Source organism: Rahnella variigena (genome assembly GCF_003610915.1).
GTDB classification, from domain to species: domain Bacteria; phylum Pseudomonadota; class Gammaproteobacteria; order Enterobacterales; family Enterobacteriaceae; genus Rahnella; species Rahnella variigena.
In genome coordinates this window covers 630,346-656,601 of sequence record NZ_NSDJ01000002.1, presented here as the reverse complement: position 1 = coordinate 656,601, position 26,256 = coordinate 630,346, and the positions used below count along the sequence as shown (strand labels likewise).

Sequence of the window (26,256 nt, the reverse complement as noted above, 5' to 3'; positions counted from 1 at the left end):
TGATGCACAACCCGGTTTTACAGGTCGATAAGCTGAATACCGCGTTTTCCGTGGACGGCGAATGGCTCAATGTGGTGCGGGATCTTTCCTTCTCGATTGGCCCGAAAGAAACGCTGGCGCTGGTGGGTGAATCCGGTTCCGGTAAAAGCGTCACGGCGATGTCCGTCATGCGTTTGCTGGATGAAAAACAGACCCGTTATTCCGGCAGCATCCGGTTTGACGGCCAGGATTTACTCAGCCTGAACCGTGCGCAGATGCAAAGCATTCGCGGTAACCGTATCGGCATGATTTTTCAGGAGCCGATGACCAGCCTGAATCCGGTGCTGAAAATTGGCGTGCAAATTACCGAAGTGTTGAAACGGCATCGCGGCATGGACGATAAAACCGCCCGCGCCGAAGCCGTGCGCCTGCTGGAAAAAGTGCGTATTCCGGCCGCTACCTCGCGGCTGAATGAATATCCGCTGAGCTTTTCCGGCGGCATGCGTCAGCGCGTGGTGATCGCCATCGCGCTGGCCTGTAACCCGCGTTTGCTGATTGCTGACGAACCCACAACGGCGCTGGATGTGACCATTCAGGCGCAAATTCTGGCGCTGATTAAATCGTTGCAGGAGGAAGAGGGCATGTCCGTTCTGTTCATCACGCACGATATGGGCGTGGTGGCGGAAGTGGCGGACCGCACGCTGGTGATGCACCGGGGCGAAGCCGTGGAACAGGCGACCACGCGGGAAATCTTTCATCTGCCCAAACATCCTTACACGCGGGCATTACTTTCTGCGGTGCCGCGACTGGGCGCGATGAAGGGAATAACGTTGCCGAAACGCTTCCCGCTCACCGACATGCAAACCGGCGAACCGCAGCCGGTAGCGGAGTCTGTCGATACGCTGCGCACCGGTCAGCCGGTACTGGAGGTCAAAAATCTGGTGACGCGTTTTGATGTGAAATCCGGCCTGCTGCGCCGGGTTTCTGCCCGGGTACATGCGGTGGAAGACCTGTCATTCAGCCTGCAACAGGGCGAAACGCTTTCACTGGTCGGCGAATCCGGCTGCGGGAAATCCACCACCGGACGCACGATTTTACGCCTCACCGAAGCCACCTCCGGTGACGTGCTGATTGCCGGACAAGACATCCGCCGGGCGGACAGCGCACGGCTGGCGGAAATCCGCACCCAGGCGCAGATGATTTTTCAGGATCCGTACGAAAGCCTGAACCCGAGAATGCGTATCGGCCAGGCGATTGCCGAACCGATGATAAGCCTCGGGCTGCATGATGCACAAAGCGCGAAGCATCGCGTGGCGCAACTGCTGGAACAGGTAGGATTGCAAAGCAATATGGCAACACGTTTTCCGCATCAGTTTTCCGGCGGACAGCGTCAGCGCATCTGCATTGCCCGTGCGCTGGCGCTGGAACCGAAAATGATCATCGCCGATGAGGCCGTGTCAGCGCTTGATGTGTCGGTCAAAGCGCAGGTGATCAATCTGATGCTCGATCTTCAGCAGGAACTTGGCCTTTCGTATCTGTTTATCTCACACGATATGGCCGTCGTTGAGCGCATCAGCCACCGTGTGGCGGTCATGTATCTGGGCGAAATCGTTGAAATCGGTTCGCGTGCCGATGTCTTCGATAATCCGCAGCACGCGTATACCCGTAAACTGCTGGCCGCCGTGCCGGTGCCTGATCCGGATGTTCACCGTAAACGCACTGTGGTGCCGGAAGAACTCGCCAGCCCGCTGCGTCCGGCCACCTATGAGCCGCCGGCGCGTCATTACCGCGAAGTCAGTGACGGGCATTTTGTGCAGCTATGATTGCGATTTATCCAGCTGTCGCCAGCGCCTGAACCACGAATGCCGGACCGGATGCACCAGCGCGTGCAAGGCCCGTGCGTAATCGAGCATCAGACCCGGCGTCCACGCCATGGTGGTGGCACGTTTTCTTAGCTGGGCGGCAATCCACAACTCAGGCATAAAAAATAACTTCAGGAAATGCAGCCAGCCTCCGCGGCTGGAAATAACGCCCTCAAGCGCGGCTTCAAGGCCGTAAGCCACGCTGCTGGAGCAGTTGCGCCAGGTCAGGTTGTAAATCACCAGCTGGCGATAACTATCCCAGAACTGCTGCAACGCCTGCGCGTTAAAATCACTGAACACAATTTTGCGGTCTGAATCACACCAGCCCGCGGCTTCGCTGACATAACTCTTCTGGAAAAGCCCCGGCACGTTGTTTTCCTGAATGGCTTTCAGAGTATTGAAAAACTCGGCGGGGGAACGCTCAATATCGACCGCCGGATAAAGGCTGATGTAAAGATCCGGCGGCATTTCCAGCGCGGCATGGCCGGTAGAAATCACCCCATGCACGTCTACGGCGGCGATATAACGGTTGAACACAGGGCGCGGAACCGGGGAGTTCGCCGCAGAGCCTTCCGGTGTCCAGATATGCACAATCAGCGCACCTTCAGAACGGCTATTCACCGAAACCGGCGGGATGACGGGGATCAGGCCGGGCGGCGCCATCAGGGCGGAAAGCGTGACGCCATCCCGCATTTTAAAGGCGCGGTAGGCCAGCGGAATGCACTGGATCCCCCCGAGGATCATGATCATGCCGACAAACTGTGAAATCGTGCCGTGGTGATGGGTGGGATAGGGAAGGAACAAAAACAGGGCGAAAATCAGCTGCGCAACGCCGCTGAAAAACACCTGACGCCAGCGGTCATACCGCACCACCCAGGCCGACGCCATCACAAAAAGACCGGTGATGAAAAACGCGAAACCAAACAAAATCGCCAGCAGCAGATTACTGCTGTCACGACCTGAAAGGATCAGCACGGCGATAAAGCAAAATATGCCGCCCTTAAAATAGAACACTGACTTCTTCGCCCCGGCGGCACCTCCGGCCAGAAAGAGCGTCACCAGACTTTCTGCCAGCAGGATCAGACCGAAGACATGAAAAGGAAAGTAGCGCATTCCTTCCAGACCATCCATAAAAACAGTCACGCCCAGTCCGCCCCATAACACGCCAATAATGGCCAGAACCGGCGCGGATTTACGCACAAAATTGGCACCCATCAACAACAGCGCAAGTTGCAGCATCGTTTACGCCTCCCTGACCGTGCGGGTGAATGCCCGGTTGGGCAATTCTTCTGACCAGGAGCCAATAATCACCACACCTTCCGGTTGCGGCAGGCCGGTCAGTTTCGTTTCCTGAAGCTGTATTTTTATTGCCGGTGAGAGCCGTATCAGGAAAGAGAACGTGTCTGTTACGCTGCCGCCGTGGCTGATCGTTTCCCAGCGGGCGCGCATTCGTTTTTGATCGTCAGGTAAAAGCAGGGCCAGAAGCTGATCCACATGATGGAGCTTCAGAAGATGTTGCGTAAGCGATGTTGATGAAGTCTGGTCCCAGGTGAGACGGCCGCTGTGCGGGATCAGATAATATGAGGACACCATGCCCGGCACATGCCGCTTAAGCACGTACACAAAATTCAGCAGCAGTGCAGTACCTGAGAGATAGCACTGCGCCAGCAACAGCGGTTCTCCCGTCCGTAAGCCCGGAATAAACAGCGGACCAAGACGGTGCCAGGAGCAATAGATGACAATCACACAAAAGGTGAGAAAGGAGAGCGCACCGGGCCGGTTACCACTGACAACCGGGATGGCAATCATAATCATGACCGGGATGCAGGCCAGGATAAAATGTAGCGCTTCGCTGCGGGCATCACCAAAAGGCTGACTGAAAACCCAGGCAGCGCTGAGACATAACGCTATCCATAATCCGCCGCCAGTCAGACATTTACGCAGAACAAAGGGTTCCGGCTTCCAGAATAAGCCCATGATAATGGTGGTCAGTAAAATGGTGCCGACCACATTCGCTGACCACCAGATCCACAGCGTCTGAACAAAATTGATATTGTGACGAAACAGCACCCATCCCGCACCAGCAGCGGCGGCGAAGGCGCTGATTACCACAGTGGCGCACAGCCAGATCAACACGTTATACAGCATGTCATCCGGGCGCCTGAAGCGCCGCACAAACCAGGCGATGGCGAAATCATTCCCGAGTGAAATCACCGAATGCACCAGCGAAGTCTCAAGCGAGTGCCGCATCGTGACATCCAGAATCGTACGCACGATTAACAGCCCAACAAACAGAGGCGGCCAGAACCGGCGCGGTGTTAGCAGAAACGCGGCGACGGCGAGGCCGGCAGGAAACCAGACAAACGAAACCCGGCTCGCGGGATCATCCAGAAACAGAGAGATGTACCCGAGGGAAAAATAGAGCAGGCACCAAACCAGCAGTTGCAGACAGAATTTAGCAGGAGACACAGTGACCTCGGGGCAGATTCCACGCGTTGAGTTGTAGCTAAAGCGTAGAACAAATGGATCCTGCTGAGAGGATTTTAGAATACTGGGATCCTGTTACACGAATTAGTTACAACATACTTATATGTGGAGGAATTTTCTGATCGGCGTTATCTGTATGTGCCTTTTTCGTTTTTGCGTCCGCACGCCTCTGCAGCCCGCATCGCAGGCGGGGACTGGCTTATCTGCATGGCGGATAAGAAATACCCTAACAGTCATTATGAAAATGCCTTGACCCTGTGATAGTGATCACGTTTATTACGTTCTAATTACAAAACAACATACCCGAAATAATTCGAATTGCAGGAAGGCGGCAAGCGAGTGAATCCCGATGAGCTTACTAAAGTAAGTGATTCGGGTGAGCAAGTGCAGCCAATGCATCTGCAATTTGAAGAATGAAGGGGATAAGGATAATAAATGACTGAGTGCTCATCGCTGGACACCCGGCCAGAAACCTCTGCATTCCGCCGCTGGCTGGCGGTATTCTCACTGGCCTGCGGCACATTCGCGCTGGTTAATACCGAATTTCTGCCGATCGGATTACTTTCGCCGATCGCGCAATCTCTGGGTGTCACTGAAGGTCATGCCGGACTGGCGGTGATGCTGCCCGGTTTAGTGGCGGCAATTTCTGCGCCGCTGATCATGCTGTTTGCCCGCAAAATGGACCGTCGCAATCTGCTGTTGCTGCTTTCCGCGACGGTCATTGTGGCCAACGGTATTGCCGTCATGGCGGACTCATTCAACATTTTGCTGATCGGACGCATTATTCTGGGCGTCGGCGTGGGGGGCTTCTGGTCGTTTGCTATTCCGTCCGGGCGGCGACTGGTGTCCGAAGAGCAGGGCGCACGCGCTATTTCGCTGATCACCGCAGGCGTGGCAGTCGGGACGGTCGCGGGCGTACCGGCGGGCGCGTTTATCGGGGATCTGTTTGGCTGGCGCATGGCATTTACCCTCAATGCCGTGCTGGCGCTGGTCTTCTTCGTACTGCAATGGCTGGCGCTGCCGTCGTTGCCCGCTCAGCAATCTATCGGCCTGCGCGCGATGCTGGGCGTCACTAAAGTCGCGGGGATCCGTTACGCGCTTATCATCGGCATCTTCATGGCGGGCGGTCATTTTGCGGCCTATACCTACCTCGAACCCTGGCTGCGCTTCAATCTGCATCTTTCCGCCAGTGATATCTCGTTGTTGCTGATGGGCTACGGTGTTGCCGGGCTGGTGGGTACGCTGACGACTGAAATCAGTGTTCGCGAGTTCGGTGTAAAGAGAGCGTTTATGCTCAATATGCTGCTGCTGAGTGTTTCTGTGCTGGTGTTGTCGCTGTTCCAGGTGCCGTTAGCACTGGCCTGTGCGCTGGTGATCCTCTGGGGATTAGCGTTTGGCGCGTTGCCGGTGTGTCTGAATATCTGGACGTATCAGGCGTCGCCTGCGCTTTTCGAAACCGGTTCGGCGCTGCTGGTGTGTGTTTTCCAGACCTCGCTGGCGCTTGGCGCATTGTTTGGCGGGATCCTCGCAGACAATTCGGGCGTGAGCAGCGCCTTCCTGCTTGGCGGTGTGCTGACATTGCTGGCGGGGATCACGATTTTCCTCTCCCGTCCTCAGCCTGTGACATTGCACGGTGCTTCAGAATGATCGGATAACGATCAGGAAATCTTTCCACATTTGAAATTTCTGCCTTGCCAAGGCCCGCATATTGCGGGCTTTGTTTATTTCTGGCGGGTTTGCATTAGATTATTTCTTTTTCGTATTTGCCGCGCGGGAAGCGATTTGAAACACTGTCGGCTTAACAGTCTGTTTCAACTTGAAAATTTATTCACGGAAAGAGTAAACCTTATGCGCACAATATTAAAATTATCTGTTCTGGCTTTATCTCTGGCGGGCGTTCTGGCGCTGACTGCCTGTGATCAAAAATCTAATGAGAATCACATCAAGGTCGGGATCAGTGCCGGTATCGATCAGCAGATGTGGGAAACCATCAAAAAAACGGCCAAAGACAAATACAATCTGGATGTCGAAGTGGTGACATTCAACGATTTCGTATTGCCTAATTCCGCGCTGAGCAGCGGCGATATCGACGTTAACTCCTTCCAGCATCGCCCTTATCTGGATAAACAAATCAAAGAGCGTGGCTATAAGCTGGTGGAAGTGGGTAAAACGTTCGTTTATCCGATCGCCGGTTACTCGCGCAAAATTAAATCCATCGACCAGTTGAGTGATAACGCACAGGTGGCTGTGTAGCTAACGATCCGACTAACCTTGGCCGCTCATTGTTACTGCTGCAAAAAGTCGGGTTGATCAAACTGAAAGAGGGCACAGGTTTGCTGCCGACGTCGCTGGATATTACCGAAAATCCAAAACATCTGAAGATTGTTGAGATCGAAGCGCCTCAGCTGACCCGCGCTATTGATGATGACAAAATCGAGCTGGCGATCATCAATACTACCTATTCAGGCCAGGTCGGACTGACGCCGGGTAAAAACGGGCTCTTTGTGGAAGATAAAGATTCCCCTTACGTGAATATCATTGTGGCGCGTGAAGATAATAAAGACAGTCAGGCAGTGAAGGAACTGGTGGAAGCCTATCAGACTGACGCCACTATCAAAGCGGCAGATGCTATTTATCACGGCGATGCGGTGAAAGGCTGGTAATGGATATCTGGTAAGGCGGGAATCATTGAATCCTGAGATTGTGGAATCTCAGGATTCAATACTGAAATCTTTTAGATATCGTTGAGCATCTGAGAACGCTGATTCATGTTATTGAACACGGCGCTTTTAACACGGGCACAGATAAGGGTTTGCTTGTCTTTTAATTCAAGAGCAAACATTTCCTTAGAGTCTTTGTTGATCAGCGAAGCATTGGTTTTATAAACGGCATACGCCTCATTGAGCTGATTAAATTGCTGCTTGTAGACATTGAAAGCGTTTTTATCCAGCGTCTGAAGTGCTTTGAACTCAGTGTAGCAACGGGAGTTAAGTGCTGACTGATCCTGCTCGGCGTTTTTAACTGTTTGTTGCGCACATCCGCTTAAAAATGCGGCAGCGACAACGACAGACATCCACGCAAAATGCTTATTCATTATGGCCGGTTCCTTCATCCGATAATTCTCTGTAATTTCCGACTACTATATTCAGAATCTTACATAATTGGAAATTATGATTATGGCTAATCAATACATTCATACGCATGATTCCGGCCATCCCCGAGGAAGGACTATTCCAGTCTGAGTTTCAGCCATTCACAGGCAGTCAAAAAGGCCGCCAGTGGCAGCCAAAGGCAGGAAGCAAAACGGGATCAGCAAACGCCGAAATCGCCTTCTTCGTGGTACAGGCTCACGGTATCCGCTTTCACTTCAATTTCCGTTGCGCCGAAGTCGTCCTGACGCGTACACCACAGGGTGTCGCCTTCAACACGCTGTACGACCAGTTTCGGGCCGCCGGTTTTGGACTGAACGATATCTTGGGGGTTAAACATATTTTTGCCTCTGTTTTCAATGACGTTGTAATGATGGAAAAACGTGCCCGCAGGCCGCATAGCCGCGCCATCCTCGCGAAACACGGATCTGAAGCTATACTTAAAGTGAATGTAATACAAACAGGAGGAAAACATGACCATTCATAAGAAAGGGCAAGCGCATTGGGAAGGTGACATTAAACACGGTAAAGGTCACATCTCTTCTGAGAGCGGCGCGCTGAAGGACCAGCCTTATGGTTTCAACACCCGTTTTGAAGGAAAACCCGGCACCAACCCGGAAGAATTAATAGCAGCAGCGCATTCAGCCTGCTTCTCAATGGCACTTTCGCTCATGCTCGGCGAAGCAGGGCACACGCCAGAAAGCATTGATACTGTCGCAGATGTTTCACTGGATAAAGTGGATGGCGGCTTTGCGATCACTAAAATCGCGCTCGACAGCAAAGTGAAATTGCCGGGTATCGATAAAGACAAATTCGACGAAATCATCAAAAAAGCCAAAGCCGGTTGCCCGGTTTCTAAGGTACTGAACGCAGAAATCACGCTGACGTATCAGCTTGAAAATTGATGAAAGAATGAAGTTTTGAATCTGAAAGCCACGCGAAGTTTGCGTGGCTTTTCTGTTGTTAGCCCATGATCAACTTTTTAAACAACAGTTCCTGAACATTTTGCCGCTGCGAAAGAAGCACGTACACGTAGATAAGGTTTGCCGATTCATCATAGGTATAAATGATGCGGTAACCATTCAATGTATTACATTCGCGAAATTTGATGATACCCAGCGCGGCGAGATCGGGTGCAACCGGGCAGGACAAAGGAAAAACTTTCACTTTTGCTTCAAACTCATCCAACACTTCGTTGATGATTTTTAGCGCATCGTTTCCCTGTGAGGTCTGGAACGACGCAATTTCATCAATAGACAACTTTACAGTTTGCAGGTACTCAATAGTGATTTTACTTTTCGTCGCAGACATAAATTGATCCCAATAATCAGCAGATCAGATGAGAGATTCATCTGGCAAGATCTGCTAACAACTGTTCTCTCGTGAATGTCCGGCTTTCTGCTTTATCATTTTCTGCCAGTGTAAGCAGCTTGAGTAAAGCAATGGTTTCATCCCTTTTTTGTCTGTCTTCAAAGGATTCAATCACGTAAGCCGGTTCACCATTCTGAGTGACCAGTATCGGTTGTGATAAATCAAGTACAGCAGCATGCTTCTTTACGAAGCTGATAGTCTGTATTTGCATGTTTAATTTCTCCGCCAAGTTTTACGGTCTAAATATAGTTCTTTTAAAGACTGCTTGCAAAGTAAGTTTCCCATTCTCCGGTACGCCTCGCAAAACGCCTGTACCCGGTTTGACAAAAATCCCCTCTTTGCCATTACTTGATCATTCCCAAAAACCGAATGCTGCCGCACAGGATTCGGTTTTTTAATGCGATGAGAGAGCCGTTATGCTGACACTGCGCCAGATCCGCCATTTTATTGCCGTTGCTGAAACCGGATCGATATCCGCTGCCGCACAGGCCTCTTTTGTTTCACAGTCCTCGCTGACACAGGCGATTCAGCAACTTGAGACGGAAACCGAGGCGCGGCTGTTTGACCGCCATGCCAAAGGGATGACGCTGACCCATCAGGGGCATCAGTTTTTACGCCAGTCATATCTTATTCTGGCCACCGTCGATAACGCCAAACGCAGCCTGCAAATGGGGACCGAAAATGTCACCGGTCAGCTGACGCTGGGCGTGACCAGTCTGGTGGCCGGATACTTTTTGGTGGATTTACTCAAACAATTCAACGCCTATTACCCGAATGTCGATGTCAAAGTGGTCGAGGATGAACGCCAGTATATCGAGCATCTGCTGGTCAGCGGCGAGATCGACATCGGTGTGCTGATCCTTTCAAATCTGGAAGATCGTGACGCGCTGCAAACCGAGGTTCTGACCCATTCTTCGTACCGTCTGTGGCTGCCGCCGTTGCATCCGCTGCTGGAGCGGGAAAGTATTTCTCTGGCGGATATTGCCAATGAACCGCTGATCCAGCTCAACGTGGATGAGATGGAAAAACACGCGCAGCGGCTGTGGGCGCGGGCCGGACTCAAGCCCAATATTGCGATGAAAACCGCGTCAACCGAGGCGGTGCGCAGTCTGGTGGCTGCCGGGTTGGGCGTATCAGTACAGCCGGACATGGCTTACCGCGCCTGGTCACTGGAAGGGAATATGATCGAAGCCAGCAAGCTTGAGGATTCCATCGAACCGCTGGACATCGGACTGGCATGGCGTCGCGGCAGTGCGCGGCCTGAACTGGTGACGCCGTTTCTGACGATCGCCCGAGAAAACAGCGCCAAAAGAAAACCGTCATAACCGGAGCATTCGTTTTTTCCGAACGCAGCCTTCAGTAATTGCTATTTGTTGCCCTCAGAGAAATTACCTAATGTGAATTAGCGGTTTTGTTACTAGCTAATAACATTTTTGTTAATTCCCTATGACTGACTTCTCTGAGGGGCAGTACGATGTCGGATGCAGAATTTGTTGCCAGTTTCTCTGATAAACACGCGATCAACGGCGACCTTCTGCATGGCGAGGGCGCAACGCAGAGTATTTTTAATCCCGCCACCGGCGAGGTGATTGCAGAAGTGGCGGAAACGTCGCTGGCGCAGGTCGATATGGCCGTTAACGCCGCCAGTCAGGCGTTTACCCGCTGGTCACGTACCACGCCTGCCGAACGCGCCACTCTCCTTTTGCGCATTGCCGATGCTATCGAAAAGCAGGCGCCGCAGCTGGCGCGTCTTGAAGCCTTAAACTGCGGCAAACCGCTGCATCAGGCGCTGAATGACGATCTGCCTGCCGCCGTGGATGTCTTCCGTTTTTTCGCCGGTGCTGTCCGGTGTCAGCAGGGGCAATTATCCGGTGAATATCTGCCCGGTCATACCTCGATGGTACGCCGTGACCCGCTTGGCGTTGTCGCTTCTATCGCCCCGTGGAATTATCCGCTGATGATGTCGGCCTGGAAAATCGCACCAGCGCTGGCCGCTGGAAACACCGTCGTTTTCAAGCCTTCTGAACATACTCCCCTGACCATTCTTGCCTTACTGCCTGCCTTGCAGGACATCCTGCCGCCGGGCGTGCTCAACGTGATCACCGGCAGCGGAGAAAGCGTCGGCAACGCACTGGTCAGCCATTCTCACGTTCGTTTGATTTCCCTGACCGGCGATATCGTCACCGGACAACGGATTTTGCAGGCCGCAGTTAAAACCGTAAAACGCACTCATCTTGAGCTGGGCGGTAAAGCGCCGGTAATTGTGTGTAATGACGCGGATATTGACGATGTGGTCCACGCCGTCAGCACCTGGGGCTACTACAACGCCGGACAGGATTGCACCTCCGCCTGCCGCGTTTATGCGCAGGCCGGGATCTACGAACGTCTGGTGGAAAAACTGGGCGACGCCATTGCTCAGTTGCCGTTCGCCAAAAAGAACGACAGCGAAAACTTTATGGGACCGCTGATCAGTGCCAGACAGCGTGACCGCGTCTCCAGCTTTGTCGAGCGGGCGCTGAGTCAGCCGCATATCGAGCGGATTACCGGCGCGGCATCCCATTCCGGTTCCGGTTTTTATTACCAGCCGACGCTGCTGGCGGGCTGTCTGCAAAGTGATGAAATCGTCCAGCGCGAAGTGTTCGGGCCGGTGGTCAGCGTGACGCGTTTTGACTCGCTTGAGCAGGTCGTCAGCTGGGCCAACGAATCTGAATACGGACTGGCTTCCTCAGTCTGGACACAAAATATCGACCTCGCCATGCAGATTTCCTCGCATCTGCAATATGGCACCACGTGGATTAACACCCACTTTTCCCTGGTCAGTGAAATGCCGCACGGCGGACTGAAACGCTCCGGCTACGGCAACGATCTTTCCAGTTATTCCTTACAGGACTACAGCGTAGTCAGACACATCATGGCGAAGTTCAAACCTCAATTCTAAAAACAACATTTACGACGACAGGACAGGAGTAAGCGATGAATAAGAACAAAGGTGTTTACGCTTTATCTGCTATTTGTTTGGGCCTGCTGAGTTTCTTAAATAGCGCGCTGGCTGCCGACGCACCCACCAGTATTGGCAAAGGCGAAGGCCAGTTAAATATTGTTGCGTGGCCGGGATATATTGAGCGCGGCGAAAGTGACAAAAATTATGACTGGGTGACGCAGTTCGAAAAACAAACCAGCTGCAAAGTGAATGTGAAAACCGCGGCGACGTCCGATGAAATGGTCAGCCTGATGGCGAAGGGCGGCTATGACCTGGTGACGGCGTCCGGCGACGCATCGCTGCGTCTGATTTACGGTAAACGCGTGCAGCCGATCAATCCTGCGCTGATCCCTAACTGGAAAAACGTCGATCCGCGCCTGACCAAAGGCGCATGGTTTAACGTAGGCGGCAAAGTCTACGGCACACCATACCAGTGGGGGCCGAACCTGCTGATGTATAACACTAAAACATTCCCGACACCGCCGGACAGCTGGGCGGTGATTTTTGTGCCGCAAAACCTGCCAGATGGCAAACCGAATCAGGGGCGCGTTCAGGCCTATGACGGTCCGATCGCCATTGCCGATGCCGCGCTGTACCTGAAAAGTACCCAGCCAGATCTCAAAATTGAAGATCCGTATCAGCTCAATGAAACCCAGTATCAGGCCGTGCTGAAACTGCTGCGTGCCCAGCATCCGCTGATCCACCGTTACTGGCACGACGCCTCCGTGCAGATGAGCGATTTCAAAAACGAAGGTGTGGTCGCCAGTTCCTCATGGCCGTATCAGGCCAACTCACTGAAAGGCGAGAAGCAGCCGATTGCCACCGTGTTTCCGAAAGAAGGCGTTACCGGCTGGGCGGATACCTCCATGCTCGCGGCAGATTCCGAACATCCGAACTGCGCTTATCAGTGGATGAACTGGTCGCTTGAACCGAAAGTGCAGGGCGACGTCGCCGCCTGGTTTGGTTCCGTGCCTGCGGTTCCGGCGGGTTGTAAAGCCAGCCCGTTGTTAGGCGCAGAAGGCTGTCAGACCAACGGCTTCGATAAATTCGCGTCGATTTCATTCTGGAAAACCCCGCAGTCCGAAGGCGGCAAGTTCGTTCCATACAGTAAATGGACTCAAGACTATATCGCCATCATGGGCGGCCGTTAATACGCGGCATCCTTTGCGCCGCAGATGCGTTGGCTGCACTCTCTCACCCGAATCACTGACCTGTGTCAGCTCATCGGGATTCGTGAGTTTGCCGCCTTCCTGCGACTCAAATGATGTTGCGTATTCCAGTGAAAACTTTGAAACCGGGAGCTGACTATGCCCGCCGTACAATTTATCAATGTTTCCCGAATATTCGGGGAAACCAAAGCCGTCGATAATGTGTCGATCGATATTCAGGACGGCGAATTCTTTTCCATGCTCGGGCCTTCTGGCTCGGGTAAAACCACCTGTCTGCGCCTGATTGCCGGGTTTGAAACGCTGTCATCCGGTTCCATCCGCATTCATGGCAAAGAGGCCACAAAACTCGCGCCGTATGAGAGGGATGTGAATACCGTCTTTCAGGATTACGCGTTGTTTCCGCACATGACCGTGCTGGAGAACGTCGCGTATGGCCTGATGGTGAAAGGCGTGGGCAAAAAAGAACGCAATATCCGCGCGCTGGAAGCGCTGGAACGGGTGGCGCTCGGTTTTACTGCGGCGCGCAAACCGGCGTTTTTGTCCGGCGGTCAGCGTCAGCGCGTGGCTCTGGCGCGTGCGCTGGTCAATCAGCCCAGCGTTCTGCTGCTCGATGAACCGCTCGGCGCGCTCGATCTCAAACTGCGAGAGCAGATGCAGGGCGAGCTGAAAAAACTGCAACGTGAACTGGGCATTACCTTCATTTTCGTCACGCATGATCAGAGTGAAGCGCTGTCGATGTCGGACCGCGTGGCGGTGTTTAACAACGGGCGCATCGAGCAGGTGGATTCACCGCGCGAGCTGTATCTCAATCCGCGCACGGCGTTTGTCGCGCAGTTTGTCGGTACCGCCAATGTGCTTAATTCCGATCTCTCCCTCAGGCTCACCGGCCTTGCCGGCAGCCGTTCGATTCGTCCGGAACATATCCGCCTGACGCCGCAACCGCAAGCTGACAGCAGTATCGTGCAGGTCAGTGCCATCCTGAAAGATATCCATTTTCAGGGGGCGGCGACGCGCTACGAACTGGCGCTGAATGGCGGTGAGCGGCTGTTTGTCAGTGAACCGAATAATCTGGCGGCCAGCCTGCAAACCCACTTCCAGACCGGGCAACCGGTGGTGGCGTGCTGGAACCGGGACGCCATGGTGGCGCTGCTTGAGGGTTAAACGATGGATATCAGTATGACTCCTTACGAGAAGCGGGCGCGGCGTGGCCGGGCGCTGATCACTTTCCTGCATCATCGCCCCGGATTTTATCTGGCGCTGCTGCTGGTTCCGCCGCTGTTGTGGTTCGGTGCCATCTATTTAGGTTCGTTGTTTGCGCTGCTGTGGCAGGGTTTGTATACCTTCGACGATTTCACCATGACGGTGTCCTCGACGCTGACCACCGCGAATCTGCGCGCGCTGTTTGATCCGGTGAACGCCGACATCATTATCCGCACGGTGAGCATGGCGCTGCTGGTGTCGTTTTTCAGCGCGGTTCTGGCGTTTCCGATTGCTTATTACATGGCGCGCTACATTACGGGCAAGAAAAAAGCCTTCTTCTATGTCGCGATCATGTTGCCGATGTGGGCGAGTTACATCGTCAAAGCCTATGCGTGGACGCTGCTGCTTTCCAAAGGCGGTGTGCTGCAATGGTTCCTTGAACATCTCGGGCTGGAACCGCTGCTGACCGCGATGCTGAGTCTGCCGGGTATCGGCGGCAATACGCTGTCAACGTCGGGGATCGGGCGCTTCTGGGTGTTCGTGTACATCTGGCTGCCGTTTATGATTTTGCCGATCCAGGCAGCGCTTGAACGTCTGCCGCCGTCCCTGATCCAGGCATCCGAAGATCTGGGGGCAAAACCCTGGCAGACGTTGCGCTATGTCATCTTCCCGCTGGCGGTGCCGGGTATTGCCGCGGGTTCGATTTTCACCTTCTCCCTGACGCTGGGCGATTACATCATCCCGCAGCTGGTGGGGCCGCCGGGGTATTACATCGGCAATATGGTGTATTCCCAGCAGGGGTCGATTGGCAATATGCCGATGGCGGCGGCGTTCACGCTGGTGCCGATTGTGCTGATTGCTGTTTATCTGTCGATGGTTAAACGACTGGGAGCTTTCGATGCACTCTAAACGCGCACCCTGGTTACTCAAACTGTCCGCATGGGGCGGGCTGGTTTTCCTGCATTTCCCGCTGCTGATCATCGCGGTCTACGCCTTTAACACTGAAGACGCGGCGTTCAGTTTTCCGCCAAAAGGCTTCACGCTGCACTGGTTCGCGGTGGCGGCGGGGAGACATGACATTCTCGACGCCGTCTGGCTCTCGGTGCAAATCGCCTGTTACGCCACGGTGATTGCGATGGTGCTGGGCACGCTGGCAGCAGCGGCGCTGTACCGGCGCAATTTCTTCGGCAAAAACAGTATCACCTTGCTGTTCATGCTGCCGATTGCCTTGCCGGGGATCATCACCGGGCTGGCGCTGCTCAACGCGTTTCACGCCGCACAAATCGAACCGGGCATGCTGACCATCGTTATCGGTCATGCCACGTTCTGCATGGTGATTGTTTATAACAATGTCATCGCCCGTTTCCGTCGCATCACCCACAGCCTGATCGAGGCATCGATGGATTTAGGCGCCGACGGCTGGCAGACCTTCCGCTACATCATTTTACCCAACCTGAGCACCGCGCTGCTGGCGGGCGGAATGCTGGCGTTTGCGCTGTCTTTCGATGAAATCATCGTCACCACCTTCACCGCCGGGCACGAGCGCACGCTGCCTATCTGGCTGCTCAATCAGCTGGGACGTCCGCGCGAAGTGCCGGTCACCAACGTGGTGGCGCTGTGCCTGATGGTACTGACCATGATCCCGATTTTGGGCGCATGGTATCTGACAAGAAACGGGTCTGATGTGGCCGGTGACGGCAAATAATAAGGAAAAAATAATGCAAACGAACATGCTGATTAATGGTGAGCTGGTTGCCGGAAAAGGGACGTCGTTGCCGGTTTACAACCCGCATAACGGGCAGGAAATAGTGCGACTGGCGCAGGCCAGCGAGCAGCAGACCAAACAGGCTGTCGATCTGGCGCACAAAGCTTTTACTGAATGGGGGCAAACCACGCCGAAAACCCGTTCTGAGTTGTTACTGGCGCTGGCCGATCGCATTGAAGCCAATGCTGAAGCCCTCGCGAAACTCGAATCGCTGAACTGCGGCAAACCTTTTCATCTGGCGCTGGGCGATGAAATTCCGGCGGTGGCCGATGTGTTTCGTTACTTTGCCGGTGCCAGCCGTTGCCTGAACGGACTGGCCAGCGGCGAGTATCTGACCGGTCATACTTCCATGATCCGCCGTGATCCGCTGGGAGTTATTGCTTCCATCGCGCCGTGGAATTATCCGCTGATGATGGCTGCCTGGAAAATTGCTCCGGCGCTGGCGGCGGGCAACTGTGTGGTGATCAAACCTTCTGAAATCACGCCGCTTACGGCGCTGAAGCTGGGCGAACTGGCGCAGGATTTGTTCCCGGCGGGTGTGCTGAATGTGTTGTTTGGCGACGGTCAGACGGTGGGTAACGCACTGACGCATCACGATAAAGTGCGGATGATTTCTCTGACCGGCTCGGTCGCAACCGGCGAGAAAATTGTAGCGCAGGCCACCAGTGGTATCAAACGCACGCATATGGAACTCGGTGGCAAAGCGCCGGTGATCGTGTTTGATGACGCGGATATCGATCAGGTGGTGGAAGGCGTGCGCACGTTCGGTTTCTACAACGCCGGACAAGACTGCACCGCGGCCTGTCGACTCTATGTGCAAAAAGGGGTTTATTCGCGGCTGGTCAACGCGCTCGGCGCAGCCGTTTCTACGATCAAACTCGGGACGGATGAAAGCGCCGAAATGGGGCCGCTGGTATCGGCTGCGCATTTAGAACGGGTGGAAGGTTTCGTGCAACGCGCAAAACAGCAGGCGCATATTCAGGTTGTCACCGGCGGCGAACGCGTGCGCGGTGAAGGCTATTATTTCCAGCCTACCGTGCTGGCGGGAGCGCGTCAGGAAGATGAAATTGTGCAGCGCGAAGTGTTCGGGCCGGTGGTCAGCATCACCGAATTCGATACCGAAGAGCAGGTTCTCGACTGGGCAAATGAATCGAATTACGGGCTGGCTTCGTCGGTCTGGACGCAAAACATCGGTCGTGCCCATCGCCTCAGCGCCCGTCTGCAATACGGTTGTACCTGGGTGAATACGCACTTCATGCTGGTCAGCGAAATGCCGCACGGCGGACAAAAGCAATCCGGTTACGGCAAGGATATGTCGATGTACGGACTGGAAGATTACACGGCAATCCGGCATGTGATGATAAAACACTAGCATCCGGCTTCGGCCGATTTACAGGGCTGGCGGCGTTCCCGCCAGCTTATTTCACATCAAATCTTTTTCGCCAGCAGCGTCGCAAACCGCAGTTTATAGCGGTTACCGTTTTCGTCGCGTTTATGCAGCTCGCCGACGTTTTCGTTGTACTTCACGATTTCCCAGCCACGGTAATACTCGCGCAGTTCTTCAGGCTGGAAGGTGAAAGGGAAGGGCAACGGGCACGGGAAATCCGGGCTGTCCATCGCGGCGACAATCAGGTTGTAGCCTCCGGTTTTTGTCGCAGCGTGCATATCCTGAATAATATGCGGGATGCTGTCGCGTTGCAGGAACATCATCACCACCGTTGAAAAGATAAAATCGTATTCGCCGGTAAAACGGTGCGTGTTCAGATCCTGCTCGCTGATATTGATGTGTTGCAGGGATTCTGCGGCAATAATGTCATGCACTTTTGCGACGCTCATCGCATTGTTGTCCCAGCCGGTGACATCAAAGCCTTTCAGGTTGAGATACAGCGAGTTACGTCCGCTGCCACACCCCAAATCCAGCGCTTTACCCGGCTGAACATAATTTACCGCGTTGAGAATTTCGGAATGGGTACGGGTCAGACCGTATTTTTCGGTGTAATAGTCTTCTGGTGCGAGGTGTTGTGTCATTCGCGGATTTCCTGAATAGTGAATCGTATACCCGCGATTATCCTCTAAAATAGAGTGCTGGCACCATGACTCTTAATGGGGCCTGCATCATATCCCGCCGGGTCATTTTTATAAGGAGATAACATGTCTGGTCCGTCCCCCGATAACAAGCATCCGATGGAGGGATTTCCTCAGGTCTGCTTCATCAAAAACACCGTCAGCAACCCCAATATTATTATTGGCGACTACACCTACTATGACGATCCTGTTGATTCAGAAGATTTCGAGCGCAACGTCCTTTATCACTTTCCTTTTATTGGCGATAAGCTGGTGATTGGAAAGTTCTGCGCGCTGGCCCGCGGGGTGAAATTCATCATGAACGGGGCGAATCACAAGCTCTCTGGCATTTCGACCTATCCGTTTCAGATATTTGGCAACGGATGGGAAAAGGTGATGCCTGCGGCAGAAGACCTGCCTTATAAAGGCGATACGGTGATCGGGAATGATGTGTGGATTGGCTATGAAGCGCTGTTTATGCCCGGCGTTAAGGTCGGGAACGGAGCCATTGTTTCATCGAAATCGGTGGTCACCGGTGATGTCCCTGCTTACGCCATCGTGGGAGGTAATCCGGCTAAGGTCATCAGATACCGTTTCGACAATGAGACGATCGCCCGCCTGGAGCAGATCGCCTGGTGGAACTGGCCAGCAGATAAAATTTCCACAAATCTGGCGTTGATCACCGCAGGTGACGTTGACGCGCTGGCCGCCTGCTGATTTTAGCGATCAGCGGATTGTGCGGTGATCCGTCTGCCGGTAAAGGTAACTGCCGGTGCCATGTACCGGATCACCTTCAAAACCGACTTTTTGCATGCCGATTTTCTCCAGCACACGCTGCGAAGCCAGATGATTTTCGCGCACGGTGGCGGAGATCCGCTCAAGATGCAGTTTTTCGAAACCTGCGTTCAGCGATGCGCTGGCAAACTCCGTTGCCAGCCCTTTTCCCCACGCGATGGTCGCAAAGCGATAGCCGAGAAATACCCGGTGATTTTCGTAGCCTTCGCGAACTCCCAGCCCACCGAAGCCGATAATCTCATCCGGCTTATGACTCAACGTTATCGCCCAATGGCCGAAACCGTGTTCCGGCCATTCCTGTAACCAGCCGCTAAGTTTTTCCTTCGCTGCCGCCATGTCTTTGAGCGGACCGCGCGGATTAAACAGATTAGTTTGCGGATCGCCGTAAATAGCAAAAAATGAACCGATGTCATCAGCCTCGACAGGCCGGAGCAACAACCGCGATGTTTCGAGGATCATAGTCAGCGTTTTCCTTCTGTTAGCTGAAGTAAATCTTAGACCGAGCGGGAAACTCCGCCATCTGTTTTTGCAAAAAATCAATAAACCGCCGCACCTTCTCAGGAACATGGCGGGTGTTGGGATACAACGCGAAAATGCCCTGTGTCGGGAACCGGTGATCGGGCAGCAAATGGCATAAACGCTGTGCATCGATTTCCGGTTGCACCAGCCAGTCGGGCAGCAATGCAACGCCTGCTCCTGCGAGCGCAAAAGATAACAACGCCGATGCGCTGTCGGCGGTCACGGCCGGAGGCGAAGAAACACGAAACGGAATTTGCTCCCCACGGGTATGGGTTACCGGCCAGCTCATTGGCAGCGGCAACCGGCTGTGCGCAATCCATGAAGCCTGGGCAAGCTCTTCCGGTGTTTGAATACTTCCTGATTGTTGCAAATATGCCGCAGAAGCGACCGGCAGGATTTCAAAACTCCCCAGCGTGGCGGCGTGGTGACTGGAATCGGCTAACTGACCGAGGCGGATCGCCAGATCGAAGCGTCCGGAAATCAGGTCATCGTGATTCGAGGACGCAACGTGCTGAATGCGCAGTTGCGGATGCAGCGCAGAAAACGCGGCCAGCGCCGGAACCACCACCCGCGCGCCGTATTCAGGCGTGCTGGTGATGCGCAGCTGTCCGCTCAGACCGCCGTGTTCCCGGCGTACGTCATCCAGTACCGATTCGGCTTCCTGCAATAAATCCTGACAGCGCTGATAAAAGCGTTCGCCCGATTCAGTTAGCGCCAGCCGCCGCGTGCTGCGGGTCAGCAACGCGACGCCGGTTTCGCTTTCCAGTTGTTTGACGTTGAAACTGACGACTGCCTTGGTCAGCCCGAGCGAAGCTGCCGCGCCAGTAAAACTGCCTGCGTTAACCACCGCCACGAAAATCTCCAGCCGCTGCAAATTCAGCATTTCATACTTCCTGATTGTCAAAATATTTTTGACAGTGTAACTGCGCCGCGCCCGTTTATCCCGGATAATATCTCCGTTAGATTGCACGTCTTAACTGATTATGGATGAGTGCAGATGAGTCACAGAGCGCGGGTTGCCGCGGTGTATTTGCTCGGTTTTATCGTTGATCTGATCAACATGTTTATCGCTAACGTGGCGTATCCCGGCATCGCACGGCAGTTTGATGCACCGGTCAGCGCGCTGGCGTGGGTCAGCACCGGATATATTCTCGGGCTGACGCTGGTTATCCCGCTCAGCCGCTGGCTGGCCGCACGTTTCGGGGCGCGCTGGATTTTCATCCTTTCACTGACGATTTTTATGCTTGCCTCTGTTGGCGCAGCAAGCGCCGGAAATCTGACCACGCTGATTGGCTGGCGGGTTTTGCAGGGGCTGGGCGGCGGATTATTGATCCCGCTCGGGCAGACGCTGACGTACGCGCTGTACCGCAGCCATGAACGCGCCAGACTGTCGGCAGTGATCATGCTGGTCGGGCTGCTGGCACCGGCGCTTTCTCCGGCCATCGGCGGCATTATCGTGGACAGTTTCAGCTGGCGCTGGGTGTTTATTGCCAGTCTGCCTCTGGCGCTGCTGGCCTGGGTGCTGGCACTGTGCTGGCTGCCACAAACGCCGCGGGAACCGGCGGAGCGGTTTGATGTGAAGGGATTCGCGCTGCTTAACAGCGGGCTGACGCTGGTGTTATGGGGGCTGACGTCGCTGGGTGAAAATAGTGAATGGCTGAGCGGCAGCGCATTCTTGCTGGCGGGCGCAGGGCTGATGGCGATGTTTGTTGGCGTATCCCAAAAACAGCCTGAGCCTTTGCTGGATCTGACGTTGATGAAAGATCCGCTGCTGCGCACCGGCATGCTGGTTTATCAGTGGGTTCCCGGCGTGTTTACCGGCGTCAGCCTGATCGCGATGCTGTATCTGCAAAATGAACATCATTTCTCGGCAACGCAGTCGGGTGGTCTGATGCTGCCCTGGTCGCTGGCGTCGTTTGCAGCCATCAGTTTTACCGGCAAAATGTTTAACCGGATCGGGCCGCGGGCGCTGTTTATTCCCGGCTGTCTGATACATGGCGCAGGTATTGGCTTGCTGGCGCTGCTCAGCGGGTTTCCCGCACAGCCTTGGCTGGCGATCGCCGCGTTTACGCTGATGGGTGCGGGCAGCAGTTTGTGCAGCAGCACGGCGCAAAGTGGCGCGTTTTTACATATTCAGACGGAGAAACTGGCCGATGCCAGCGCCTTGTGGAACATCAACCGCCAGCTAAGTTTTTGCCTGGGCGTGACGCTGGTCAGCGTGATGCTCAATATTTTGCAGATTTACCTCCCGCAATCTGCGTTCAGGCTGGCGTTCATTTTTGCCGCCGCCAGCGTTATTGTTCCGGTTATATTGTGTCTGCGGTTGCCGGGCCGTGAAATTGTGCAGGAACTGCATCAGCAGGAAGCTCAAAAGGAAAGAAGATGAATCGTTATGTGAAAGAAGTGTTTGATGCGCATGTGTTAATTCAGCGCTGGTTTACAGACTCCGCTGCACCTGAGCAGGTTTGTGATGAACTGCTGGCGCGGTTTAGTCCGGCCTATTCGATGGTAACCATCACCGGCCACCGGCTGGATCATCCGGCGTTATGTGCTTTTTTCAGGGCGCAGCGGGGCGCGAAAAGCGGGCTGAAGATTGAGGTCGAAAAGCCGGTGCTGATTGCTGAAAGTGAAAAAGGCGCGGTCGTTGCGTATCAGGAACGCCAGCAGTTGCCCGGTCAGCCGGAAACGCTGCGTTATTCGACGGTGTTGTTTGTGACGGATGCAGAAGGGAAAATTCTGTGGCGTCATTTGCATGAAACACCAGCCGCCTGATCGAGTATAAAAAAACGGCCTTCCGCGAGGAAAGCCGTTTGAGTCTGCAAAAGTGATTACTTCGTCAGGGTTTTTCTGACTTCGCTGACGTCTTTTGCGGTCACTGCCGGAGCATTGTTGCTCCAGCCCTGACGGATAAAGGTCGACAGTTGCGCCGCTTCTTCGTCCGTCAGACGGTTAGCAAAGCCCGGCATCACCAGCGTGGACGGTGCGCGCGCGGTGGACGGTTGCTGTGCGCCCGCCAAAATGGTGTGAATTAATCCGGTCGGGTCTTTGGCGTTCACAATCGTTGCCTGATCCAGCTGCGGGAACACGCCCGGTGCGCCTTTGCCGGTGACAAAGTGACAGGCACCGCAGTTATCCAGATACAAACGCTCGCCTTCGCTGAGATTTTTTGCCGCTGTCAGTTTGGCTTCGGTCGCGCTGGCTTTCTGCGTGTCCTCTGCCGGAACCGGCGGATTGCCGCCCAGGAATTTGATATACGCCGCGATGGCTTTCAGGTCGTCATCGGTCATGTGCGCGGTACTGTTTTCCACCACAGACGTCATTTCGCCGCCAACCGCCGCTTTGTCATTACGCCCTTTGCCCAGATAATCGACGATCTCCTGTTCATTCCAGTGCGCGACGCCGCGCAGGGAAGGGACGTCCCAGTTATTCAGGCTGCCGCCCGCCAGGAAATCAGAGTCGCTGCTGTCCAGCGCTTTCTCGTTCATACCGAAACCGCGCGGTGTATGGCAGCTGCCACAGTGACCGAGACTTTCCACCAGATACGCGCCACGGTTTATCTGCTCAGAAGCCCCCCCGATTGGCTTGAAAGGCTTATCCGAGGCAAACGCCCAGTTCCAGAAACGCATCCCCCAGCGCTGACTGAACGGGAAACTCAGATCCGTTTCCGGTGGTTGTTCCGCGCTCGGTTTTACGCCCTGCATAAAGTAAACATAGAGCGCGTGCATATCTTCGTCATTAATTTTGGCGTAATCCGGATAAGGCATCGCCGGATACAAACGGGTGCCGTCAGGCAGAACGCCTTTACGCACCGCATCCGAGAACTGCGCTTCGGTATAACCGCCAATGCCGTGGTCTTTATCTGGCGTAATGTTGGTGGAATAAATGGTGCCCAGATTAGAGTTGATCGCCAGTCCGCCGGAAAACGCCGGTTTGCCCGCGACCGTATGACACGCCCCGCAGTCGCCCAGACGCGCCACATATTCGCCCTGTTTGATCAGCGCTGCGTTATCGGATTTTGTATTGGTATCCGCCTGCGCGTTCGCCATAAAACCTGCTCCCAGCAGCAGAGCATTAGCGATAAATAAACTTTTAAGTTTCATCCTGTTCATCTCCGCTTATGCCTGAACCAGTGGGCCTGGGTTTTTCAGGTACTGATCTTTAATCGCCTGCGCCGCCATCAGGGTGATCGCGCCGATGGTGTCCGTCGGGTTGGCCTGGAAGTTTTGCGGGAACGCATTACCGCCCGGCACAAACACGTTATGTACATCCCAGCTTTGCAGGAACTTGTTCAGTGCCGAGGTTTTCGGGTTATCGCCCATCACTGCGCCGCCCACGTTATGCGTGGAAACGTATTTGGTCAGGTCAAAATGCGCGTCCATCGGCAGGAAACTTTCGCTGTAGCTGTCCGGGTTCAGCTCTTTGGTGATATTGCCGACGATGCCTTTCAGGTATTGCTGCAATTTGAGTTCGTTCTGTTTCCAGTCGAAGGTCATGCGCAGCAGCGGATAGCCGTATTCATCTTTGTAGTTCGGATCGAGATCCAGATAAATATCGCGATACGACTGGCAGGTCGTCGTGATGCTGATTTTCATCGAATGGCCGTACCATTCTTCCATCCCTTCTTTCCAGCCGGTGCCCCACGCAGGCGTGCCTTTTGGCAGCGAGGTGCTGATCGGTGTGCCGGTGGCCTGAGAACTGTGGATTTTCGCGCCGCCGATAAAGCCTAAAGATGGGCCGTCGAAGTTGCCCGGAGAGATGTCGTTGAACATCTGGCCGGTAGCGCCTGCGGTGGCGAACGGGTTGAAGTTTTTGTCTTTGAAGAACAGCGTCGAGCCGCCGTTACTCAGGAACGCATAGTTACGGCCAATCACGCCTTCTTCAGTGATCGGGTTGTACGGTTTGCCGATCCCGGACAGCAGCATCAGGCGCACGTTACAGAACTGGAAGCTGCTCAGCACCACGATTTTCGCAGGCTGGAAGCATTCATTGCCGTCTGCATCCATGTAGATCACGCCTTTGGCGGTTTTCTTATCATCGTGCAACTCGACTTTGAGCACGTTGGCATGGACTTCATAAGAGAAGTTATCCATGCGTTTCAGTGCGTCCATCACGGCGGTTTGCGGCGAGGCTTTTGAGTAGTTCAGGCAAGGATATTTACTGCAATAACCGCAGTAGTTACACGGCGCAATCTGGTTGCCGTAAGGGTTGGTCCACGCGCGGGACACGCAGGCCGACGGGTTCGGGAACGGGTGATAGCCCATCTTTTTGGTGACTTCAGCAAACATGCTGCTGTTGAGCGTATCTTCCAGCGCTGGCAGCGGATACGGCTCGGAACGTGGCCCTTCGAACGGGTCGCCGCCTTCCATAATCTGACCGCGCAGGTTACCGGTTTTACCGGACTGACCGCAAATGTGCTCAAACTTGGTGTAATACGGCTCGATTTCGTCCCACGTGAACGGGAAGTCCATGATCCGCATATCTTCCTGCAGGATGCCCGGCTTATACGCTTCGTCTGCATACGTTTTGAGCTTTAAATCGGTCGGCGTCGGGCGGATCAGTACCGCCGTCCAGTGCAGACCAGAACCACCGACGCCGGTACCCGGCGCAAACGCGCCCCATTTACGGGTCGGCAGGGCGGTTTCACTCATGTTGTAACGCACGGTGACCGCGGCTTCAGCCGGTGTCGCCATGACTTTGTTACGCACCGCATAAGCGTACTCGTCTGCCGGTTTCGGGTATGCAAATTCTTCGTAGCCGCGATCGCCGCCGCGTTCGAGGGCGCGAACGGTCAGGCCTGCCATCGCCAGTTCGATACTCATCAGCGAGCCAGCCCAGCCGAGGCCGACAACAACGACGTCGACTTCTGGTTTAGTTACTTTTGCCATCTTAAATCCTGTCAGTCATCAGAAAAGGGGAATTAGGGCGCGGCAATCAGGCACGCGCGCCTTGCAGGCTCACTGGCCCCAGCGGATACGGGACGTTGTGCTGCTTAACCCACTCGGTGAAACTGGCGCGAGCGCCGGGGAATCCGATGGCGATCCACGCCTTCATCCCTTTGTTTCCGCCGTAGATCGGATCTGCCAGATAACCGTGTTTGGTGTCTGAAAGCAGTTCGCTGAAGAATTGCGAAGCGACAAGATTCTCTTCGCCTGCGTCCGCAAACTTAATGCCGTTTTTCTGAAGCTGCGTCAGTACGTTGTCTTTGTCCTGATCGTTAAGCTCATGGAAGGCTTTCTGATGATTTTGCTGACACCAGCTGTTCGCGATACGAATGCCGGTTTTGTAGATTTGCTGCGGACGGAACGGGATCTGATATCCCATCGTCGCCGGTGCATGCACGTTGAACGGGCCCTGCATGTAAATTTCTTCACCGAAATCCCCGTGCATTTGCTGATCGATAAAAATCGGCACGTTGGTTTCGAGTGCGCCCGGCGCTTTACCTTTGCCGCCAGCAGGGATCAGACGGTCAGCGGCGGCCATAATAAATTGCCACTCATCGGCGCTGAAAAATATCGGTTTATAATCGAGCAAATCCGGGGCAGCCATTTCCGCAGCTTGTGCCGCTGACAGCCCTTTCATCATGATGGTCCCGACAGGCAAAGCCATCAGCGACCCAAGTAAAAACTTGCGACGGGTTGTTTTTTTTTGAAGGAGCATAGAATTACGACTCTCACATGCCTGATGTTAAGTTTGGGTTAATTATTATTATTTTTGGGTACAAGCCGATAATATCACCGCTACATTTAAAATAAATGAATAAATTCCACATGAACTATGAGGTGGGAAATATTCCAATGTTTTTTACAGGTTTAATTTGATTTAAAGTTCATTAAAAACAGTCAGATATGGCTTTGTTGGTGTGTGGTGAATGAGAGAAGGAATAGCATTGTTTATCAAAGTCTTCTTTATAATTCCA

At 54.1% G+C, this 26,256-nt stretch carries 25 protein-coding genes and 1 pseudogene; 14 read left to right on the top strand and 12 right to left on the bottom strand.

Features of this window, described 5'->3' with window-relative positions; all coding sequences use genetic code 11:
• Nucleotides 1-2 precede the first annotated feature (2 nt).
• Nucleotides 3-1,802, top strand: coding sequence for an ABC transporter ATP-binding protein (locus CKQ54_RS24955; protein WP_120163321.1), 1,800 nt, complete (start codon nt 3-5; stop codon nt 1,800-1,802).
• Here the strand turns inward: CKQ54_RS24955 and CKQ54_RS24950 are convergent.
• Both CKQ54_RS24950 and CKQ54_RS24945 read right to left on the bottom strand, forming a co-directional pair.
• Nucleotides 1,797-3,080: an HdeD family acid-resistance protein gene (locus tag CKQ54_RS24950; RefSeq protein WP_120163320.1), complete on the bottom strand. Its 1,284-nt coding sequence runs from the start codon at nt 3,078-3,080 to the stop codon at nt 1,797-1,799. The two genes, CKQ54_RS24955 and CKQ54_RS24950, sit on opposite strands and share 6 nt — an antisense overlap.
• A gap of 3 nt (nt 3,081-3,083) precedes the next feature.
• Nucleotides 3,084-4,310, bottom strand: a complete 1,227-nt coding sequence (locus CKQ54_RS24945) for an MASE1 domain-containing protein (protein WP_120163319.1) — start codon at nt 4,308-4,310, stop codon at nt 3,084-3,086.
• Between the two features lie 453 nt (nt 4,311-4,763).
• Here CKQ54_RS24945 and CKQ54_RS24940 point away from each other — a divergent pair, with 453 nt between their 5' ends.
• Entirely contained in the window at nt 4,764-5,975 is a 1,212-nt protein-coding gene (locus CKQ54_RS24940; RefSeq protein ID WP_112289569.1) for an MFS transporter, read from the top strand.
• Nucleotides 5,976-6,176: 201 nt separating this feature from the next.
• Nucleotides 6,177-6,991 (top strand): annotated as a pseudogene (gene metQ / locus CKQ54_RS24935) (methionine ABC transporter substrate-binding lipoprotein MetQ).
• A 71-nt stretch (nt 6,992-7,062) separates the two neighbouring features.
• On the opposite strand, the gene CKQ54_RS24930 reads toward metQ, so the two are convergent.
• Both CKQ54_RS24930 and CKQ54_RS24925 read right to left on the bottom strand, forming a co-directional pair.
• The gene (locus CKQ54_RS24930; protein ID WP_120163318.1) at nt 7,063-7,422 is read right to left on the bottom strand and encodes a hypothetical protein; all 360 of its coding nucleotides are present in this window, start codon (nt 7,420-7,422) and stop codon (nt 7,063-7,065) included.
• A gap of 215 nt (nt 7,423-7,637) precedes the next feature.
• Nucleotides 7,638-7,817 (bottom strand): YodC family protein, encoded by a 180-nt coding sequence (locus tag CKQ54_RS24925; RefSeq protein ID WP_113876646.1) that lies wholly within the window; start codon nt 7,815-7,817, stop codon nt 7,638-7,640.
• A gap of 133 nt (nt 7,818-7,950) precedes the next feature.
• Here CKQ54_RS24925 and CKQ54_RS24920 point away from each other — a divergent pair, with 133 nt between their 5' ends.
• Complete coding sequence (locus tag CKQ54_RS24920) at nt 7,951-8,382, top strand: OsmC family protein (RefSeq protein ID WP_112289575.1); 432 nt, start codon at nt 7,951-7,953, stop codon at nt 8,380-8,382.
• Nucleotides 8,383-8,440: 58 nt separating this feature from the next.
• On the opposite strand, the gene CKQ54_RS24915 is transcribed toward CKQ54_RS24920, so the two are convergent.
• Both CKQ54_RS24915 and CKQ54_RS24910 read right to left on the bottom strand, forming a co-directional pair.
• Nucleotides 8,441-8,788: a type II toxin-antitoxin system RelE/ParE family toxin gene (locus CKQ54_RS24915; RefSeq protein WP_120163317.1), complete on the bottom strand. Its 348-nt coding sequence runs from the start codon at nt 8,786-8,788 to the stop codon at nt 8,441-8,443.
• A 37-nt stretch (nt 8,789-8,825) separates the two neighbouring features.
• On the bottom strand, nt 8,826-9,059 hold the full coding sequence (locus tag CKQ54_RS24910) for a type II toxin-antitoxin system Phd/YefM family antitoxin (protein WP_112289578.1): 234 nt from the start codon (nt 9,057-9,059) through the stop codon (nt 8,826-8,828).
• Nucleotides 9,060-9,264: 205 nt separating this feature from the next.
• Between CKQ54_RS24910 and CKQ54_RS24905 the strand changes: the two genes are divergently transcribed.
• The 7 genes from CKQ54_RS24905 to CKQ54_RS24875 all read left to right on the top strand — a co-directional run bounded on the left by CKQ54_RS24905 (nt 9,265) and on the right by CKQ54_RS24875 (nt 17,334).
• Nucleotides 9,265-10,173: a LysR substrate-binding domain-containing protein gene (locus CKQ54_RS24905; RefSeq protein WP_112289580.1), complete on the top strand. Its 909-nt coding sequence runs from the start codon at nt 9,265-9,267 to the stop codon at nt 10,171-10,173.
• A 149-nt stretch (nt 10,174-10,322) separates the two neighbouring features.
• Nucleotides 10,323-11,786: a gamma-aminobutyraldehyde dehydrogenase gene (locus tag CKQ54_RS24900; protein ID WP_120163316.1), complete on the top strand. Its 1,464-nt coding sequence runs from the start codon at nt 10,323-10,325 to the stop codon at nt 11,784-11,786.
• A 35-nt stretch (nt 11,787-11,821) separates the two neighbouring features.
• Entirely contained in the window at nt 11,822-12,979 is a 1,158-nt protein-coding gene (gene ydcS / locus CKQ54_RS24895) for a putative ABC transporter substrate-binding protein YdcS (RefSeq protein ID WP_120163315.1), read from the top strand.
• A gap of 156 nt (nt 12,980-13,135) precedes the next feature.
• Nucleotides 13,136-14,158: an ABC transporter ATP-binding protein gene (locus tag CKQ54_RS24890; RefSeq protein WP_208644647.1), complete on the top strand. Its 1,023-nt coding sequence runs from the start codon at nt 13,136-13,138 to the stop codon at nt 14,156-14,158.
• Between the two features lie 15 nt (nt 14,159-14,173).
• On the top strand, nt 14,174-15,106 hold the full coding sequence (locus CKQ54_RS24885; protein WP_113876645.1) for an ABC transporter permease: 933 nt from the start codon (nt 14,174-14,176) through the stop codon (nt 15,104-15,106).
• The gene (locus CKQ54_RS24880) at nt 15,096-15,902 is read left to right on the top strand and encodes an ABC transporter permease (RefSeq protein WP_120163313.1); all 807 of its coding nucleotides are present in this window, start codon (nt 15,096-15,098) and stop codon (nt 15,900-15,902) included. Before CKQ54_RS24885 ends, CKQ54_RS24880 begins: the two co-directional genes overlap by 11 nt.
• Before the next feature lie 13 nt (nt 15,903-15,915).
• On the top strand, nt 15,916-17,334 hold the full coding sequence (locus CKQ54_RS24875) for a gamma-aminobutyraldehyde dehydrogenase (protein WP_120163344.1): 1,419 nt from the start codon (nt 15,916-15,918) through the stop codon (nt 17,332-17,334).
• A gap of 56 nt (nt 17,335-17,390) precedes the next feature.
• Here CKQ54_RS24875 and tehB read toward each other — a convergent pair whose 3' ends face one another.
• The gene (gene tehB, locus CKQ54_RS24870) at nt 17,391-17,990 is read right to left on the bottom strand and encodes a tellurite resistance methyltransferase TehB (RefSeq protein ID WP_120163312.1); all 600 of its coding nucleotides are present in this window, start codon (nt 17,988-17,990) and stop codon (nt 17,391-17,393) included.
• 123 nt (nt 17,991-18,113) lie between these two features.
• Between tehB and CKQ54_RS24865 the strand changes: the two genes are divergently transcribed.
• Nucleotides 18,114-18,743: a Vat family streptogramin A O-acetyltransferase gene (locus tag CKQ54_RS24865; protein WP_120163311.1), complete on the top strand. Its 630-nt coding sequence runs from the start codon at nt 18,114-18,116 to the stop codon at nt 18,741-18,743.
• A 9-nt stretch (nt 18,744-18,752) separates the two neighbouring features.
• On the opposite strand, the gene CKQ54_RS24860 is transcribed toward CKQ54_RS24865, so the two are convergent.
• Together CKQ54_RS24860 and CKQ54_RS24855 are read right to left on the bottom strand one after the other, a co-directional pair.
• Nucleotides 18,753-19,280: a GNAT family N-acetyltransferase gene (locus tag CKQ54_RS24860; protein WP_113876530.1), complete on the bottom strand. Its 528-nt coding sequence runs from the start codon at nt 19,278-19,280 to the stop codon at nt 18,753-18,755.
• Between the two features lie 19 nt (nt 19,281-19,299).
• Nucleotides 19,300-20,223 (bottom strand): LysR family transcriptional regulator, encoded by a 924-nt coding sequence (locus CKQ54_RS24855; RefSeq protein WP_120163310.1) that lies wholly within the window; start codon nt 20,221-20,223, stop codon nt 19,300-19,302.
• A 114-nt stretch (nt 20,224-20,337) separates the two neighbouring features.
• Here CKQ54_RS24855 and CKQ54_RS24850 point away from each other — a divergent pair, with 114 nt between their 5' ends.
• Nucleotides 20,338-21,726 (top strand): MFS transporter, encoded by a 1,389-nt coding sequence (locus CKQ54_RS24850; RefSeq protein ID WP_120163309.1) that lies wholly within the window; start codon nt 20,338-20,340, stop codon nt 21,724-21,726.
• On the top strand, nt 21,723-22,112 hold the full coding sequence (locus CKQ54_RS24845; protein WP_120163308.1) for a DUF4440 domain-containing protein: 390 nt from the start codon (nt 21,723-21,725) through the stop codon (nt 22,110-22,112). Before CKQ54_RS24850 ends, CKQ54_RS24845 begins: the two co-directional genes overlap by 4 nt.
• Before the next feature lie 56 nt (nt 22,113-22,168).
• Here the strand turns inward: CKQ54_RS24845 and CKQ54_RS24840 are convergent, their stop codons facing one another.
• The 3 genes from CKQ54_RS24840 to CKQ54_RS24830 are packed head-to-tail and all read right to left on the bottom strand — an operon-like array spanning nt 22,169 to nt 25,997.
• Complete coding sequence (locus tag CKQ54_RS24840; RefSeq protein WP_425272826.1) at nt 22,169-23,440, bottom strand: c-type cytochrome; 1,272 nt, start codon at nt 23,438-23,440, stop codon at nt 22,169-22,171.
• A gap of 15 nt (nt 23,441-23,455) precedes the next feature.
• Complete coding sequence (locus CKQ54_RS24835) at nt 23,456-25,225, bottom strand: GMC family oxidoreductase (RefSeq protein ID WP_095925350.1); 1,770 nt, start codon at nt 25,223-25,225, stop codon at nt 23,456-23,458.
• A 46-nt stretch (nt 25,226-25,271) separates the two neighbouring features.
• The gene (locus CKQ54_RS24830; protein WP_120163306.1) at nt 25,272-25,997 is read right to left on the bottom strand and encodes a gluconate 2-dehydrogenase subunit 3 family protein; all 726 of its coding nucleotides are present in this window, start codon (nt 25,995-25,997) and stop codon (nt 25,272-25,274) included.
• Between the last annotated feature and the right edge of the window lie 259 nt (nt 25,998-26,256).